This window comes from Acinetobacter sp. YH12120, from assembly GCF_013418795.1.
Taxonomy (GTDB): domain Bacteria; phylum Pseudomonadota; class Gammaproteobacteria; order Pseudomonadales; family Moraxellaceae; genus Acinetobacter; species Acinetobacter towneri.
Genome location: NZ_VPBI01000005.1, coordinates 111,713 through 127,427 on the forward strand (window position 1 = coordinate 111,713; position 15,715 = coordinate 127,427).

At 40.5% G+C, this 15,715-nt stretch carries 11 protein-coding genes and 2 pseudogenes; 4 read left to right on the forward strand and 9 right to left on the reverse strand.

Going from position 1 to position 15,715, the window contains the following annotated elements; translation table 11 throughout:
- Positions 1-28 precede the first annotated feature (28 nt).
- Positions 29-1,483, forward strand: a complete 1,455-nt coding sequence (rng, locus tag FTU58_RS05520) for a ribonuclease G (protein ID WP_104852376.1) — start codon at positions 29-31, stop codon at positions 1,481-1,483.
- 129 nt (positions 1,484-1,612) lie between these two features.
- The gene (locus tag FTU58_RS05525; RefSeq protein WP_004975418.1) at positions 1,613-1,783 is read left to right on the forward strand and encodes a PA1571 family protein; all 171 of its coding nucleotides are present in this window, start codon (positions 1,613-1,615) and stop codon (positions 1,781-1,783) included.
- Between the two features lie 59 nt (positions 1,784-1,842).
- On the opposite strand, the gene FTU58_RS05530 is transcribed toward FTU58_RS05525, so the two are convergent.
- On the reverse strand, positions 1,843-3,222 hold the full coding sequence (locus FTU58_RS05530; RefSeq protein ID WP_004975420.1) for a wax ester/triacylglycerol synthase family O-acyltransferase: 1,380 nt from the start codon (positions 3,220-3,222) through the stop codon (positions 1,843-1,845).
- A gap of 178 nt (positions 3,223-3,400) precedes the next feature.
- Complete coding sequence (locus FTU58_RS05535) at positions 3,401-4,132, reverse strand: phosphoadenylyl-sulfate reductase (protein WP_179996036.1); 732 nt, start codon at positions 4,130-4,132, stop codon at positions 3,401-3,403.
- A gap of 193 nt (positions 4,133-4,325) precedes the next feature.
- Here FTU58_RS05535 and thrH point away from each other — a divergent pair, with 193 nt between their 5' ends.
- Positions 4,326-4,943 carry a bifunctional phosphoserine phosphatase/homoserine phosphotransferase ThrH gene (gene thrH / locus FTU58_RS05540; protein ID WP_131261537.1) on the forward strand — a complete coding sequence of 206 codons (618 nt, stop codon included), beginning with the start codon at positions 4,326-4,328 and terminating at the stop codon, positions 4,941-4,943.
- Between the two features lie 73 nt (positions 4,944-5,016).
- On the opposite strand, the gene FTU58_RS05545 is transcribed toward thrH, so the two are convergent.
- The 7 genes and pseudogenes from FTU58_RS05545 to FTU58_RS05570 form a co-directional block, all read right to left on the reverse strand.
- The gene (locus FTU58_RS05545; RefSeq protein ID WP_180062185.1) at positions 5,017-6,210 is read right to left on the reverse strand and encodes an OmpP1/FadL family transporter; all 1,194 of its coding nucleotides are present in this window, start codon (positions 6,208-6,210) and stop codon (positions 5,017-5,019) included.
- Positions 6,211-6,519: 309 nt separating this feature from the next.
- Positions 6,520-7,407, reverse strand: a pseudogene (locus tag FTU58_RS14195) (outer membrane protein transport protein); the annotation flags it as partial.
- A gap of 278 nt (positions 7,408-7,685) precedes the next feature.
- Positions 7,686-8,055: pseudogene (locus tag FTU58_RS14200) on the reverse strand (long-chain fatty acid transporter); the annotation flags it as partial.
- A gap of 356 nt (positions 8,056-8,411) precedes the next feature.
- The gene (locus tag FTU58_RS05555) at positions 8,412-10,034 is read right to left on the reverse strand and encodes an iron ABC transporter permease (protein ID WP_180062187.1); all 1,623 of its coding nucleotides are present in this window, start codon (positions 10,032-10,034) and stop codon (positions 8,412-8,414) included.
- A gap of 87 nt (positions 10,035-10,121) precedes the next feature.
- A complete protein-coding gene (locus tag FTU58_RS05560; RefSeq protein WP_180062188.1) occupies positions 10,122-11,138 on the reverse strand; it encodes an extracellular solute-binding protein in 1,017 nt (338 codons plus the stop codon).
- 21 nt (positions 11,139-11,159) lie between these two features.
- Entirely contained in the window at positions 11,160-12,278 is a 1,119-nt protein-coding gene (locus FTU58_RS05565) for an ABC transporter ATP-binding protein (RefSeq protein ID WP_180062189.1), read from the reverse strand.
- A 269-nt stretch (positions 12,279-12,547) separates the two neighbouring features.
- Positions 12,548-13,903 carry an amino acid permease gene (locus tag FTU58_RS05570; RefSeq protein ID WP_171287414.1) on the reverse strand — a complete coding sequence of 452 codons (1,356 nt, stop codon included), beginning with the start codon at positions 13,901-13,903 and terminating at the stop codon, positions 12,548-12,550.
- A 321-nt stretch (positions 13,904-14,224) separates the two neighbouring features.
- On the opposite strand from FTU58_RS05570, the gene prpF reads away from it, so the two are divergent.
- Positions 14,225-15,415 carry a 2-methylaconitate cis-trans isomerase PrpF gene (gene prpF, locus FTU58_RS05575; RefSeq protein ID WP_096901795.1) on the forward strand — a complete coding sequence of 397 codons (1,191 nt, stop codon included), beginning with the start codon at positions 14,225-14,227 and terminating at the stop codon, positions 15,413-15,415.
- Positions 15,416-15,715: the final 300 nt, after the last annotated feature.

Genomic DNA, 15,715 nt, shown 5'->3' on the forward strand with positions numbered 1-15,715 from the left:
AAATTTTTATAATGTTTTGAGTTTTATTATGTCTGACGAGTTGTTGATTAACGTCACACCGATGGAGTGTCGGGTGGCGTTAATTCAAAACGGCACGGTCAATGAACTATTCGTTGAGCGTACAGCCAAGCGTGGTTTGGTGGGCAATATTTATAAAGGCAAAGTGGTGCGCGTGCTGCCAGGCATGCAAGCCGCTTTTGTCGATATTGGCTTATCGCGTACTGCTTTTTTACATATCAATGACATGATTTGGCCGCGCAGCCAACCTACACCGAATGTCTTTGAATTATTGCAGCCTGGACAAATTCTAACTGTGCAAGTGATGAAAGATATGCTTGGTACTAAAGGCGCACGACTGAGCACTGATCTTTCCATTCCTTCGCGTTATTTGGTTCTAATGCCGTATGGCAGTCATATTGGCGTATCACAACGCATTGAATCGAGTGAAGAACGTGAGCGTCTACGCGGGATCATTGAAACCATTCAGGCTGAGCATAAATTACCAGGCTCAGTGATTGTACGCACAGCAGCCGAAGGCGTCGATGAAGCGGCCTTAGTGCAAGATATGTGTTACTTGGCAAAATTGTGGGAATATATTCAGCGTAAACAAAAAAGCATTGCTGTGCCTTCTTTGATTTTTGAAGAGTTGCCGTTACCGCAACGCGTAATTCGTGATTTGGCGAATGATAACACCGCCAAAATTTATGTCGATTCACGTGAAATTCACGCCAAATTAAAAGAATTTGTGGATGAGTTTGTGCCCAATATGCACAATCGCCTGATTCATTACCCAGGCGAGCGCCCACTATTCGATTTATACAATGTCGAAGAAGATATTCAAAAAGCATTGCAAACCCGTGTGGCATTAAAGTCAGGCGGTTATCTGATGATTGATCAGACCGAAGCCATGACCACCATTGATGTGAATACGGGTTCTTATGTCGGTGGTCGGACTTTAGAAGACACCGTATTTAAAACCAATATGGAAGCGACACAGGTCATTGCCCGCCAGTTACGTTTGCGTAATTTGGGTGGCATCATCATTATTGACTTCATTGATATGCAAGAAGTACAGCATCGTGATGAAGTCTTGAGTCAGTTTGAGCGAATGCTTGAACGAGATCATGCCAAGACCAAAATTACCCAAGTGTCTGAATTGGGCTTGGTCGAGATGACCCGTAAACGCACCCGTGAATCATTAGAACATTTACTTTGTGAAGCCTGTCCAACTTGTCAGGGGCGGGGATATGTCAAAACAGCAGAGTCAGTGTGTTACGAAATTTTTCGAGAAATTTTAAGATATGCACGCGCATTTGAATCACAACGTGGCTTTACTGTCGTTGCACACCCATCGGTGATTGACCGATTGTTAACTGCCGAAGCGCCAGCAGTGGCGGATTTAGAGCACTTTGTCAGCCGTGTGATTAAATTTCAGGTGGAAAATTTATATACGCAAGAGCAATACGATATCATTCTGAGCTGAAATTGTAACAGGATATCGCTAAACAGTTGTTACATCTGAAATTTTACTTTTTTGAGCGAATTCTCAATACTAAGCATACAGAGTAGCCAAAGCCGAACATCTCCCTCGGTTTAGCAAATGAGGTATGCCATGGGTATGAGTAAAGTTGTGATTCAAAAGAGTTTAAAAGTATTAGATCGTAAAGTGACACATAACGGTTATATTGTGGATGAGCAAGGTAAAGAAACTCAAATTACCACTGCAATGGTTAGCGCAGTTTGTCAGCAATTATTAAAACAGTGTCGTACTATTCAAAAATAAGGGGCAGCAATTGCCCCTTAATTGATTCTATTGAATTATTTTTCTGATGGATTGACGTATCAATCCACGATTTTATTGACCCCTTCAGGCGCATCAATAATCTGTTCAAAGCGCTGAATTTCATCTTCTAAGTGTTGCAATAAGTTTTGCATTTTCGGTAAGGCATGACGACAAGCAGTTAAACCAACTTCTAATTTGTCTAAATAGCTGGTCATGGTAATGTTTAAAGCTTGTCCATCTAACACGATTGAAGCAGGGTATAGTGCATCTAGCTTTGCACCATTCCAATACAAAGGTTCACGTGGGCCAGGTACATTGGAAATCACCAAGTTAAAGGCCTGACGCTTTGGCATAATGCCTGACAAAATATTTAAACCAGCAGCGCCGTAAACAAAAGCACTATAGTTCATAATTTGATTGGCATTCATGCGCTTAAAACGCTGCTTGGCATTTTGTACACTGCGGCGCACAATTTTTAAACGCTCAAGCGGATCTTCTTTGTGCGTACCCAAGTTGGCTAAAATCATGGTGATTCGATTAGATACTTCAGAATCGTCATCACGAATAGAGGCAGGCACCATCGCAATTAAAGGTTTTTTCGGTAAAGCATATTGGCTGAGTAAGTACTCACGCAATGCGCCTGAGCAAATTGCCAGTACCACATCATTAATGGTTACGCCCAAAGCTTTAGCAATGCGATGCAAACGTGCAAACTCAAAAGATTGCGCGGCAAAACGACGTGAGGCGCTCACACGTTGGTTTAAGATGGTGCTTGGTGCTTGGAAGCTAGAAACATAATCGGGGTTACGTCCCATATCTTTAGCAACGGTTTGTGATACTTCATAAACTGCGCGAGGGGTTGCTTCAACATGACCTTTAACCCCACCAAAAATTTTCTTTAAACGGCTGACTTTCGGTTCTTTCAGACGTTTAGCACGTGGGCCTTCCACACACCAAGGCGGTACAATTCTTTTTGCATTTTCGTCGTGCGAAAGGGATTTTTCCACCAAACGCATGCCAGCAATACCATCTACCATGGCATGATGAATTTTAAAGAACATCGCAAAACGATTATCTTCAATACCTTCAATAATATGGCAAGTCCAGAGTGGTTTGGCGCGATCAATCAACGAGCTGTGTTCTTGTGAAATATAAGTTAATAATTCACGAATACGGCCTGGCTTTGGCAAGGCAATATGACGGAAGTGATGATCGAGATCGAACTCTTCATCTTCATCCCAAAACAGACCATTGAGCTTATTGTTAAATGGTGCAATAGGCATCGACTTTGAATTGCGAATATCGGCAACCAAGTCTTGAATAAAAGTGTCTGGCGCATGTTCTGGAATTTGGAATAAGAATAATCCACCCACATGCATGGGCTGTTGACGTTTTTCGAGTGATAGGAAAATAAAATCAATAGGGTGTAATGGACGCATATTGTGGATTGCCTCACTGCAATTTCTACGCTTGTTCTTATCTGAACAAGGTTTTTAGAGTTATATAAGATTTAATTCAGTATATCTTTTTTATCAAACAAATATAGTGATTTTTGCGCCATCGCAAGTCAATAAAAATCACAGTAAAACTGTGATTTTTATTGTAGTAATAGATGTGTTATTTTAAATTTCCAGCATGTAGACCGCATTCTTTGTGCGTTGCTTCTTCCCACCACCAACGCCCTTCGCGTTCATGTTGGTTCGGAAGAACAGGGCGGGTGCAAGGTTCACAGCCAATTGAAATAAAACCTTTTTCATGCAAACGATTGTATGGAATTTCCATCATGCGAATGTAATTCCACACGTCACTACTTGACCAGTTTGCCAGTGGATTGTATTTGATTAATTGTTTATCTGGACCTGAAAATCCTGCATCTGCTTGTACGACAGGAATATCTTGGCGTGTACCTGGACTTTGGTCTTTACGTTGACCTGTAATCCAGCCATCTAGTGTTGCCAGTTTTTTACGTAAAGGTTGAACTTTACGAATCCCACAACATTCTTGATGCCCATCTTCAAAAAAGCTAAATAAGCCTTTTTCTTGTACCAATTGTTGGACTGCTTCGGTTTCAGGAAAGCAAATTTCGATCTCAATATTATAATATTTGCGTACAGTTTCTAAAAATTGATAGGTTTCAGGATGCAAACGTCCTGTATCTAAACTAAATACACGAAATGGCAAACCTAAATTAGACGCCATATCAATCAGTACCACATCTTCTGCGCCAGAAAAAGAAATTGCAACTTCACCCTGCTGGTTCAAAGCAAGTTTTAAAATCTCGCTAGGCGATTTGTCTGCATATTCGGTTGCGAGTGCATCAACGATATCTATAGTTGGAATGGTGGTCATTATATGTTCCTAGCATTCGGCTTGGAGAAGCTAATCTTACTGAATTAAGCGCTTATTTTAATAGAATTGTCAAAACTCTATTATCACTAAAAAATAAATGCTTATGAACTAAATAGATTTAAAAAAGAACAAGGCAAAAACCGAATCTTCGGCTATGATAGTGAAAATTTTTATTGGTATTTTGGGAGAACCCATGGAAATCGTATGTCTTGATCTTGAAGGTGTGTTAGTTCCAGAAATTTGGATCAACTTTGCTAAAAAAACTGGAATTAAAGAACTAGAAGCAACTACACGTGATATTCCAGACTACGATGTGTTGATGACTCAGCGTTTAAATATTTTAAAGCAGCATGGCTTGGGCTTAAATGATATTCAGGCCGTGATTGCGGATATGGGGCCATTTCCTGGCGCGAAAGAGTTTGTAGAGTGGGTGAGCACACACTTCCAATTGATTATTCTTTCAGACACGTTCTATGAGTTTGCACATCCGTTGATGAAGCAATTGGGCTGGCCAACAATTTTCTGCCACAAACTAGAATCAGATGAAAATGGCATGATTACCGCTTATAAATTGCGTCAACCAGACCAAAAACGTCAAGCCGTTAAAGCGTTACACGGTTTAAATTTCCGTGTAATTGCTGCAGGCGATTCATATAACGATACCACAATGCTAGGTGAAGCGGATCATGGTTTCTTATTTGATGCACCTGAGAATGTGATTGCAGAATTCCCACAATTCCCTGCAATTAATGGTTATGAAGCATTAAAAGAAGCAATTCGTGGTGCTTCGGTACGTGATATTCCAGCTTAATCTGAAGCTGAGTACAACAAAGGGCATCATTTGATGCCCTTTGTTTTTTATGTGATATTAACTGTGCATTGATTTAGAATCGGTAGCCAATTTTTAAGCCATAACCCAATGCGTAGTTGTCGGTAAACTCACCCACAATATTACCACCCGTTTGAGCGTGAGCATCACCCAACCAAAAATATTTTACCCCAGCTTGAATAAAATAGTTTTCTGCTGGGCTATATTGACCACCTAAGCCAACACTCCAATAACCTTCTGTTGGACCTAAAGTGGTGACAGGGTTACCCGCACCAGAGTCATAACCTACAGAAGCATAGCCAGACCATTGATTGTTGAATTTACGTCCTACTCCGACTGTTGCAGACCACTGGTCATCTGAATAGTCGATGAGGTTGTTGCCACCCGAACGAGCAAATAATGCTTTTGGAGTGACAGCAAATTGATCCCAGTGCACCCAGCGAATATTTGCAAAAGCTAAGGTATTGGCTGCAATGCCTGTCTGAAAATCTAGATTAACAGATTGTGGCGTAGTTGCATCTAAACTAGCATTACTTAAGTTAACAGTTGTGCCTGCTGGTACGATAACATTAGGTGCAATCGGAGTGGCTTGTGCAAACGTGTAACTTTCATCACTTTTAGCTTTATGCTTGATTTCTGAGCGATAAGTTACTGATGCTTTAAGTGCAATTTCGGGGATTTGATAAGCAAAGCCTGCAAGCCAACCAAAAGCCTCTTCTTCATGTACTTTAATATTGTAACCACTTAAAACTTTTGAAGGGTCTTTAGGGGAGATGTATGCACGACCTCGTAAATTAATATCTGCTTCTACTGTCTGCCAAACTGGTCCAGCGTAGAAATTCCAGTTTTCTGTAGGTTGGTAACCAATTAAAGCGGTAAGATTGTGTGTTTCAACTTCAACTTTTGTGCCTTCAATTCCATTAGTAAACATGCTCTGTTCTAGGCTATACATCGCATCTGCACCAAATGGCTGGTCATATAAAAGACCTAAAGAAATTTGTTCAGTCGCTTGTACTTTAATTGCAGCGGAAGGGAAGTAATAATCTTCAGCCATATCGCTGACGTTATTTTTTATAAGATCTTTTCCTTTAACTGTTGGATCTAAAACTGAAATACCTGCTTCTGCATAATTGCCTGATTGTAAAAATGCAGCAATAGATTGACCAGAACGGTCTAAACCAGCAGCAAGCGCAGGTGTAAGTGGGAGAGTGCTAAGTAAAATAGCCGAATAGATTTTATTGAGCTTCATGGTCGTTCCCTGATGCTTTATGTAACAAAAAGTGCAGGAAAAGTAACATATTTAGAAAAAGAGTAAATGCTCAACTTCGTAGAATAAATGAACTGAATAAGTTATAAATCGCAGTTGATTAGAGTAAAAGTACTATTTTCAGGTCTTAAGTGAATGAATTTTATTAAATAATTTTTAGGGTGATGTTTTGGTAAATATGAGTTTAATTGCTTTAAATTTGAACATTTAGTTAACACTTGTATAAAAAAGAGGAGTTTTAAGTGCAAAAAGAGCCACTCCGAAGGGTGGCTCTTTTGAAAAATATTGGAATTAGAAGCGGTAACCCATTTTTAAACCATATGCAATTGCGTGGTTATCTTGGAAGTCACCTACAATACGATTGCTTTCACCTACTTGAGCTGCAGTTTGAGATTTAGCATCGCCTAACCAGAAGTACTTCACACCACCAGCAATAAAAGTGGCTGGTGTTGGACTATATTGTAGACCTAAGCCCAGATTCCAATATCCTTCTGTTGGACCAAGCGTAGAAACAGGATTACCTGCACCAGAATCCCAACCTACAGAGACATTACCAGCCCATAGGTCATTAAATTTACGACCTATACCAGCAGTAGCTGAAATTTGATCATCAGAATATTCAACTAAATTAAAACCATTTGGTCGATTAACAGCTTCTAATTGTCCTACCGCCTCTGAGGCTAAACCAAACTGATATGGGCGAATAGAGAAATTAGACCACTCTACCCAACGCACGTTAGCAAATGCCACAGTATCTGCCATGATACCTGTCTGAAAGTCTAAGTTTACAGATTGTGGAGTAGTAATTTTGGTTTTACCTGGAGTACCAACAATATCTGCTGGATCAATATTAATCAATCCGAAACCTGCTGCTGCAGAAAGTTGCTCAGTAGTAGCAGCTACATGGTCAATTTCAGATCGATAGGTTACCGAAGCTTTAAGGGCGATATCTGGAATTTGGAAAGCAACACCTGCTAACCAGCCAAGATCACCAGTTTCTTTTATAGTGGCATCATAGCCATTAAAGATACTATAGGCTTGACCACGTAAACTTACTGTGCCTTTCACAGTTTGGTAAACTGGGCCCGCATAAATATTCCAATTTTCATTAGGTTGGAAACCCAATAAGAAAGTAAGATTTTGTGTTTGAACATCAACTTTGGTATTGCCTGTTCCCAATGGAATACCTTCTAAAGTTTCTGCTAACTGTGCCTGACCTTGAGCAAGAGCACCTTCTCGTACTTGAGGTAGTACACCTTCTGCTGCTGCGTCTACATCTCCACCTGCTTGAGTGATAATTTCTGTAACTGTATTTTCGATCGCTGTATCATAAGTTGGATCATTAGGCGTAATATCTTGCTGAGCTACTAATCCTTGAGCAGCTAAACCTACTAATTCTAGACTAGATAAGCTTTCAAGAGTAGCATCGACTTGCTGAGATACTAAACCATCTAAAAGAGGTTGAGGTAAAATCGTGTCAGTAGGTTGAGAGACAAACGCATTGTTACCTGTATATTCTGCTTCAGCACCAAATGGCTGATCATATAAAATACCAAATGAGAATTTACTAGTCGGTTGGAGTTTCAATGCAGCACTTGGAAAATAATAATCACCCGCCATATCACTAATATTACGACGAGCAGGAGCTTCGCCAACTTCTTTTCCAGATACATTAGGATCTAAAACAGAAATCCCCGCTTCAAAATAGTTACCCGGTTGCAGGAAGGCTGCAATAGATTGGCCTGAACGGTCCATTGCTGCAGCAAAAGCACCCGTCATTGGTACAGTTGCTAAAATCATTGCTGTGCTAAGTGCTTTTAATTTCATTATACATTTCCCTTGGGCTATAAAGTCTTTTATGACAGTTTTTGTTGATGCTTTAAGCTTTCATTTAGGATGATTTCGATTTGTGCAAACCGAGACCATTTGTTACTCCATGTGACAAAAATATCACAATTAAAATAAGAGTAAATGCTCTAGAAAAAACTAATCAGTATAAAAAACACGCTGAATAGAGTATTTGTTCTAATTTGTGTGGGTTTTTGGCTTGTTAGTGATTGAAATTAAATAATAAAATTTAAAAATCAATCTCTTGTTTAAATGTTTTTAATTGGTTAAAAAAAATACTTTTTTATCGAAACTCATTTTGTTGCAAGGCATATTTTGCAACAAAATGGGGTGCATTAACGTGTGGTTTTTGCAAGCTTTGCCAAAAGAATGACAGGAATCAGCCCAACCAATACAATTAATAAAGCTGCTACTGCGCCATCTTCATAAGTGCCTCTAGACGCTTCTGCATATAGCTGGGTAGCGAGTGTTTCCATATTTAAAGGACGGAGCAACAAAGTGGCAGGTAGCTCTTTCATGCAATCTACAAAAATTAATAAAGCTGCAGAAATAATAGCAGGGCGTAATAATGGCAGGTGTACACGCCACAACAGTGCAAAGTTGTTTTGCCCTAAATTGCGTGCAGCATCATCAAAAACACCATGAATACGGTTATAGCCTGACTCAATGCCGCCCACCGAAATAGCTAAAAAACGCACAGCATAAGCATAAATAAGGGTAAAACTAGTACCGAGAAATAATAAACCTGTGTGTATCCCTAATTTAAACTCTAAAAAATCTGCAACGGCATGATCAATTTTGCCCAAAGCCAACATGAGACCAATGGCTAAAACAGTTCCTGGAATGGCATAGCCTAAGCTAGAAATGCGGCTAAACCAGTTGTGTTTGCTAAAACGTGCCGCACTGACAATAAAGAAACCAATCAAAATGGTGACGATGGTGGCAAGGCTGGCAAGGATTAGTGTGTTGATTGAGGCTTGGATTAGGAAATCTGAAAAGCCTGCATATTGAATGCGTTTGTAAGATTCTACAAGTAAGTGACTGATGGGAATTAAAAAGCCAATACAAACAGGAATTAAGCCCAAGCCTAATAACACAAGCGCTTTAAGCCCTTTGACCGATTGTGCAGGCATTAAACGGCTGCGTTGAGCCGAGTTCATATAGCGCTGTTTACGTCGTCCTAAACGCTCTACTAACACCAATAAGGTAATAATCATCAACATGAAAATGGCAATTTGTGCAGCACTGGCTAAATCGGACTGATTGGTCCAGGTTGAATAAATCGACAAAGTTAAGGTTTTAATGCCTAAAAATTCTGTTGCACCAATATCATTAATGGTTTCCATTAAAACCAGACTAGTACCCACAGCAATTGCAGGACGTGCCAGTGGAATTGCAACACGTAAAAACACTTGATCGGGTTTTAATCCTAATGTACGTGCAACCTCAATTAAACTGGCCGATTGCATCAGAAACATTGCACGGGTGCTTAAATACACATACGGATACAGCACAAAGCTAAGCAAGAAGATGCCGCCCCAAACGGTACGAATATTAGGAAACCAAAACTGTTGTAATTCTAAATTAAACCCATCCCGCAGGATACTTTGCACAGGGCCAATGGGGTGCAAAATGTCGATATAACTATACGCAATAATATAAGTTGGTACGGCTAAAGGCAGCAGTAAGGCCCAATCTAAAAATGCACGACCTCGGAATTGATACGCTGTTACAATCCATGCGCTGCCTGTACCAATCAGGATGGTGAGAATCCCCACACCCAACAATAAAATCCCTGTTTCTGCCAACGTGTGTGGAATTACATAACGCAGCAGATGTCCCCAAATTTCGCTATCACCTTGTAATGCTGTCCAAATTAAAGCGAGCACAGGTAAACAGGCGAGTAGCGTCAATAACCCACTGAGCGAAAATAAAAAATTAAATTTATTTTTAAGCATTGCAATAGAGGTACTAAATAAGGGGGAGGGATCAGCTGAGCATCTTACAGTGCAAAGCGCTGCACTGTAAGACAAAAGCAGAAAATTTTAGCGGTTAAACTGGACTTTATCGACCAATAAGTTGGCGGCTTTACGGTGACGTGCAATATCGCTTAAACGAATTGAATCAATATTCAGTTTGCCAAAACTAGCGATAATCGAGTCAATTTTTACCCCAGGTTTGACAGGGTATTCAAAGCCGTTTTGTGCGTAGATGGCTTGTGCGTGATCAGAAGCTAAAAACTCGAGCAGTTGTACAGCTTCTTTACGGTTTGGTGCATGTTTAGAAACCACTGCACCCGATACGTTTACATGCGTTCCACCATTTTTAAAACGTGGTAACACAACATTAATCGCATTGCCCCAGCGCTTTTGTTCCGCATCACCTGTACGCATCGTGCCGACATAATAGGTGTTGGCAACGCCAATATCACAAATTTTACCTAAAATATCACGTGCCACATCACGGTCACCACCGCTGGCTGGGCGAGCTAAATTGGCTTTCACACCACGCAACCAAGTTTCGGCTTGTTTTTCACCATGATGGGCAATATAAGCCGCAATTAAAGCAGTGTTATATGGATGGTTGCCTGAACGAATACAGATTTTATTTTTCCATTTTGGATTGGCTAAATCTTCATAAGTAATCGCATTAAGCGGTGTACGGTCTTTAGAGGCGTAGACTGCACGTGCACGCATCGACAAAGCATACCAATGACCATTGGCAGCTCGTAAATTGGCAGGAATTGCGCTATTTAAGGTTTTAGAACTTACGCGCTGGGTTAAACCACTTTCTACTAAATCAACCAAATTGCCAAAATCTACAGTCAGCATCACATCGGCAGGAGAACGACGACCTTCTGCTTTTACACGTTCCAATAAACCATCTTTAATAAAAACCGTATTGACTTTTACCCCAGTTTTTTGGGTAAATTCGGTTAATAAGGTTTGAATCAGCACAGGTTCGCGCGTGGTGTATAAATTGACTTCCGCTGCTTGTGCGACACTTGCACCAAATGCAAGTAAACCTGTAACAAGCAATGATAAATTAGACAGTGGTTTCATGCAGTATTCCTAATTAAAAATTTAAACCTGAACAGCAGCTTGAGTAGAAGATGAAGCAGTGGGTGATTGTTCATCAGACGCCAAGAAATAACAGCTGTTTAAATTGACAGAAACATAGACTTGTTCAGCGGGCTGAATATCTTGAAGATGACTGACTTGCGCCAAAAGAGTGAGATCGTGATCGCGTAGTTTTAGACGCAGTTGTTGCGCATGTCCCATAAAACTTGATGACACAACGCTTGCGGGCAACGCATTTTCACTTGGTGTTTGGCTGACACGCAAGTGATGCGGACGGAAGCAGCAGACCAGTGAATCTTGAGCGGTGGTATGTTCTGGCAAATCAATCTTGCCAAATACGGTATGAATTTCTTGGTGATCGATTTGCGCTGGGATTTCATTCAATGCGGAAAAATAGCGTGCAGCAAATAACGTTTTAGGCTGTAAATAAAGTTGTTTCGGTGAACCAATTTGAATAATTTGCCCTTGATGCATCAAAATAATTTGATCGGCAATTTGCAATGCTTCTTCTGGGTCATGTGTCACGATAACCGTAGTCGTTGCAGTTTGTTTGAGGAGTTGAATGGTATTTTGACGAATTTGATCACGCAGACGATGATCCAAATTTGAAAAAGGTTCATCCATCAACAAAACTTGCGGTTCTGGTGCTAAGGCACGTGCTAAGGCAACGCGTTGTTGTTCGCCGCCCGAAAGTGTATATGGATAGCTGTCTTGATGATGCAACATGGAAACATGCGCTAAAGCTTGTTTGGCAATGGTTTCCCGCTGCGCTTTGGGAAATTTCTTTAAGCCAAACATAACATTGTCTAACACACTTAAATGTGGGAAAAGTGCATAATCCTGAAACACTAAACCAATATTGCGTGCTTCCGCAGGAATCTGTGCTTGCTCACTCCACAAGGTATTTTGTTCCAGTTGGATTGTGCCGCTGCTTGGTGTTTCCAAGCCTGCAATCAGACGTAGCATTGTGGTTTTGCCGCAGCCTGAATGACCTAATAAACACACAATTTGTCCACTCATCGCTGACCATGTTGCTTGTTGCACTGCAAAACGCGAACCAAACTTTTTACTGAGCTGTTGGATCGTCAAGACATTGGCAGGTTGAGCAGCGTACGCATTCATAGTTTATTCACACGACAAATTTTGTGCTCAAATGATAACTAAGAACTCTTCTCATGTAGAGTCCTTTTATCATTTAGAATGTAAATGATGTAGTTTTTGCTACAAAAAGTTGAAATATCAACTGAAAACAATAGGTTGGAATTTAAATTATTTTAAGTGCAGCACTTTATTTATGGGCTATTAAAAGGGGGGGGCTTAAAAGCAAAAAGTTACTGCCGAAGCAATAACTTTTTAATTTTTAGAAATCTGTACTATGCGTACTATGCAAATTAAGGTTTTTTCGCATTAAGCACTCTAAATAAAATGTACATCAAGACCACCCATACAGGAATCATAATGACTGATTCTTTAAAGCCTTGTGTCCACATAATATAAAGTACCACTGCAATAAACGCTAAAACCAAATAGTTGCTAAATGGTGACCATAGCGCAGGGAACTTAGTTGGAATCGCTAATTTTTTCAGTGTGCTGGTAAATTTAAGGTGAGTCAAACTGATCATCGCCCAGTTTAAAACCAATGCACCCACAACAATATACATGAGGTGGCTTAAAGCTTCTTCAGGTACAAAGTAGTTCAACAATACACAGCCGAAAATTAATACCGCAGAGAATAATACTGCTGGAATTGGCACACCTTGTTTATTCACTTTTAGGAAAATTTTTGGTGCGTTACCTTGTTTGGCCAAACCAAACAGCATACGGCTGTTGGCATACATCCCACTGTTATACACAGAAAGTGCCGCAGTCAAAATCACGAAATTCAGTAAGTGCGCTGCCCATTCGATGCCCATTTGACTAAAAATCATTACGAATGGACTTTTATCTAAACCACCTAAATCTAACTGATTCCAAGGCACTAAAGACAATAGAATGGTGAGTGAACCGATATAGAAAATTAGAATACGGAACACCACTTGGTTAATGGCTTTAGGAATGGTTTTTTCAGGATCTTGCGCTTCTGCGGCAGCCATACCAATCAACTCAATGCCGCCAAAGGCAAACATGAGGAATGCAAGCATGAAGAACAGACCTTCAAAGCCATTCGGGAAGAACCCCCCATGCGCCCAAAGGTTGCTGAATGATGCGGTTGAATTGGCATCTGCAGAAAGTAAGAGATATAAACCAAACACAATCATCGAAACCACAGCAGCGACTTTAATGATTGCTAGCCAGAATTCTGACTCACCATAGAACTTTACATTGCCCAAGTTAATAATGGTAATCACAATGAAAAAGAACAATGCCGAAGTCCAAGCAGGAATATGCGGCCACCAGTAGTTAATATATTTGGCAACTGCGGTGAGTTCTGCCATTGCCACCAAAATATACAAAATCCAGTAGTTCCAACCTGCTAAAAAGCCAGGGAATTTACCTGCATATTTATAGGCAAAGTGACTGAATGATCCTGCAACGGGCTCATGAACAATCATTTCCCCCAATTGGCGCATAATTAAAAATGCAATAAGACCACCAATGGCGTAACCCAAAATAATAGAAGGGCCAGCAGATTGGATGACCTGCGCGGAACCTAAGAATAAGCCTGTACCAATTGCGCCACCCATGGCAATCAATTGAATATGGCGGTTCTTTAAGCCACGCTGAAGTTGTGAAGACTCGTTGTTCAAAGTATTCAGCCCGACAAGGAAAAAGTGACAAGATTGTAATAGATCAAATTTCATTAGCCTAGTAGCTAGACAATAATGAAATAAATTTATGATAAATATTAAAATATTTTATGGTTTTTATTTGTATAAAAGATAAGTGAATCAATATATTAATTTTATTTTTGCCTTATAAATCAAGATGACTGGTTAGGGTAAAATTTACCAAATGTTGTTTTTTTATACTTAAGTCAAGACCGCGATACCTTTTGAATAAAAACCGTTATGATGCAAAAGGGTCTTTTTATATGGCCATAACAATCAAAAAACAAGGGAATAAAATTCATGCGTTTTGCACCACAAGTTAAAATTCCAGCAACATATATGCGTGGCGGTACCAGTAAAGGTGTATTTTTTAAACTTGATGATTTACCTGCAGCAGCCCAGCTGCCAGGCAAAATTCGAGATCAAATTTTATTGCGTGTGATTGGCAGTCCAGACCCTTATGCCAAGCAAATTGATGGAATGGGCGGTGCAAGCTCAAGTACCAGTAAAACCGTAATTTTAGCCAAAAGCACTCAACCCGATCACGATGTCGATTATTTGTTTGGGCAAGTTTCGATTGATCAGCCATTTGTCGATTGGAGTGGCAACTGCGGTAACTTAACAGCTGCAGTCGGTGCATTTGCGATCAGCAATGGCTTGGTTGATGCCAGTAAAATTCCACAAAACGGCATTTGTACCGTACGTATTTGGCAGAAAAATATTGAAAAAACCATTATTGCGCATGTTCCAATGACGCATGGTCAGGTGCAGGAAACGGGTGATTTTGAGTTGGATGGCGTGACTTTTCCTGCCGCAGAAGTACAAATTGAATTCTTAGACCCTGCCGATGATGGCGAAGAAGGTGGGGCGATGTTCCCAACTGGAAATGTGGTGGACACTTTGCATGTGCCAGATATTGGAACATTCCAAGCGACCTTTATTAATGCGGGTATTCCAACAATTTTCCTAAATGCAGAAGAAATTGGTTATACAGGCACAGAACTGCAAGATGCAATCAATGGTGATGCACAAGCTTTGGCACGTTTTGAAACCATTCGCGCTTATGGTGCTAAACAAATGGGTTTGATTCAGGAAATTGCTGAAGCTGAAAAACGCCAACATACGCCAAAAATTGCCTTTGTTTCTGCGCCAAAAAGTTATGTATCTTCAAGTGGTAAACAAATTCAGGCTGAAGATACCGATTTATTGGTACGTGCATTGTCGATGGGTAAATTACACCATGCCATGATGGGTACAGCAGCAGTCGCGATTGGTACAGCTGCAGCCATTCCGGGAACATTGGTCAACTTGGCTGCGGGCGGGGGAGAGCGTGAAGCAGTGCGCTTTGGACATCCATCAGGTACGCTTCGTGTGGGTGCGCAAGCCGTGCAGGAAAATGGACAATGGCAAGTCAAAAAAGCTGTGATGAGCCGTAGTGCACGTGTATTAATGGAAGGTTGGGTGCGTGTACCTGCGGAAACATTAGAATAAGTTTTGCTTCGAACAGATTTGGGGTTTGTTGACATTTCATAAATGGCTTGCGCTGTAGGCTAAAACTGAGCAGATCAGGCATGAAACGCAGGGAATAGTGGGTCTATTGCCAAGTTTCATAACGCAATCTGAGAAAGTTTTAGCCACAGCCTTTCAGGACAAGCATATTTTTTGCTGCTATTGCGTTATGTGCCAGTCATTTAGAATGACTAAATTTCCTGTCCCATGCCTTATATCAGCTAAAAAATATGCGTTGTCGCAAACATAGATGAAGTGTCAACAGACCCTAATTAACTACAT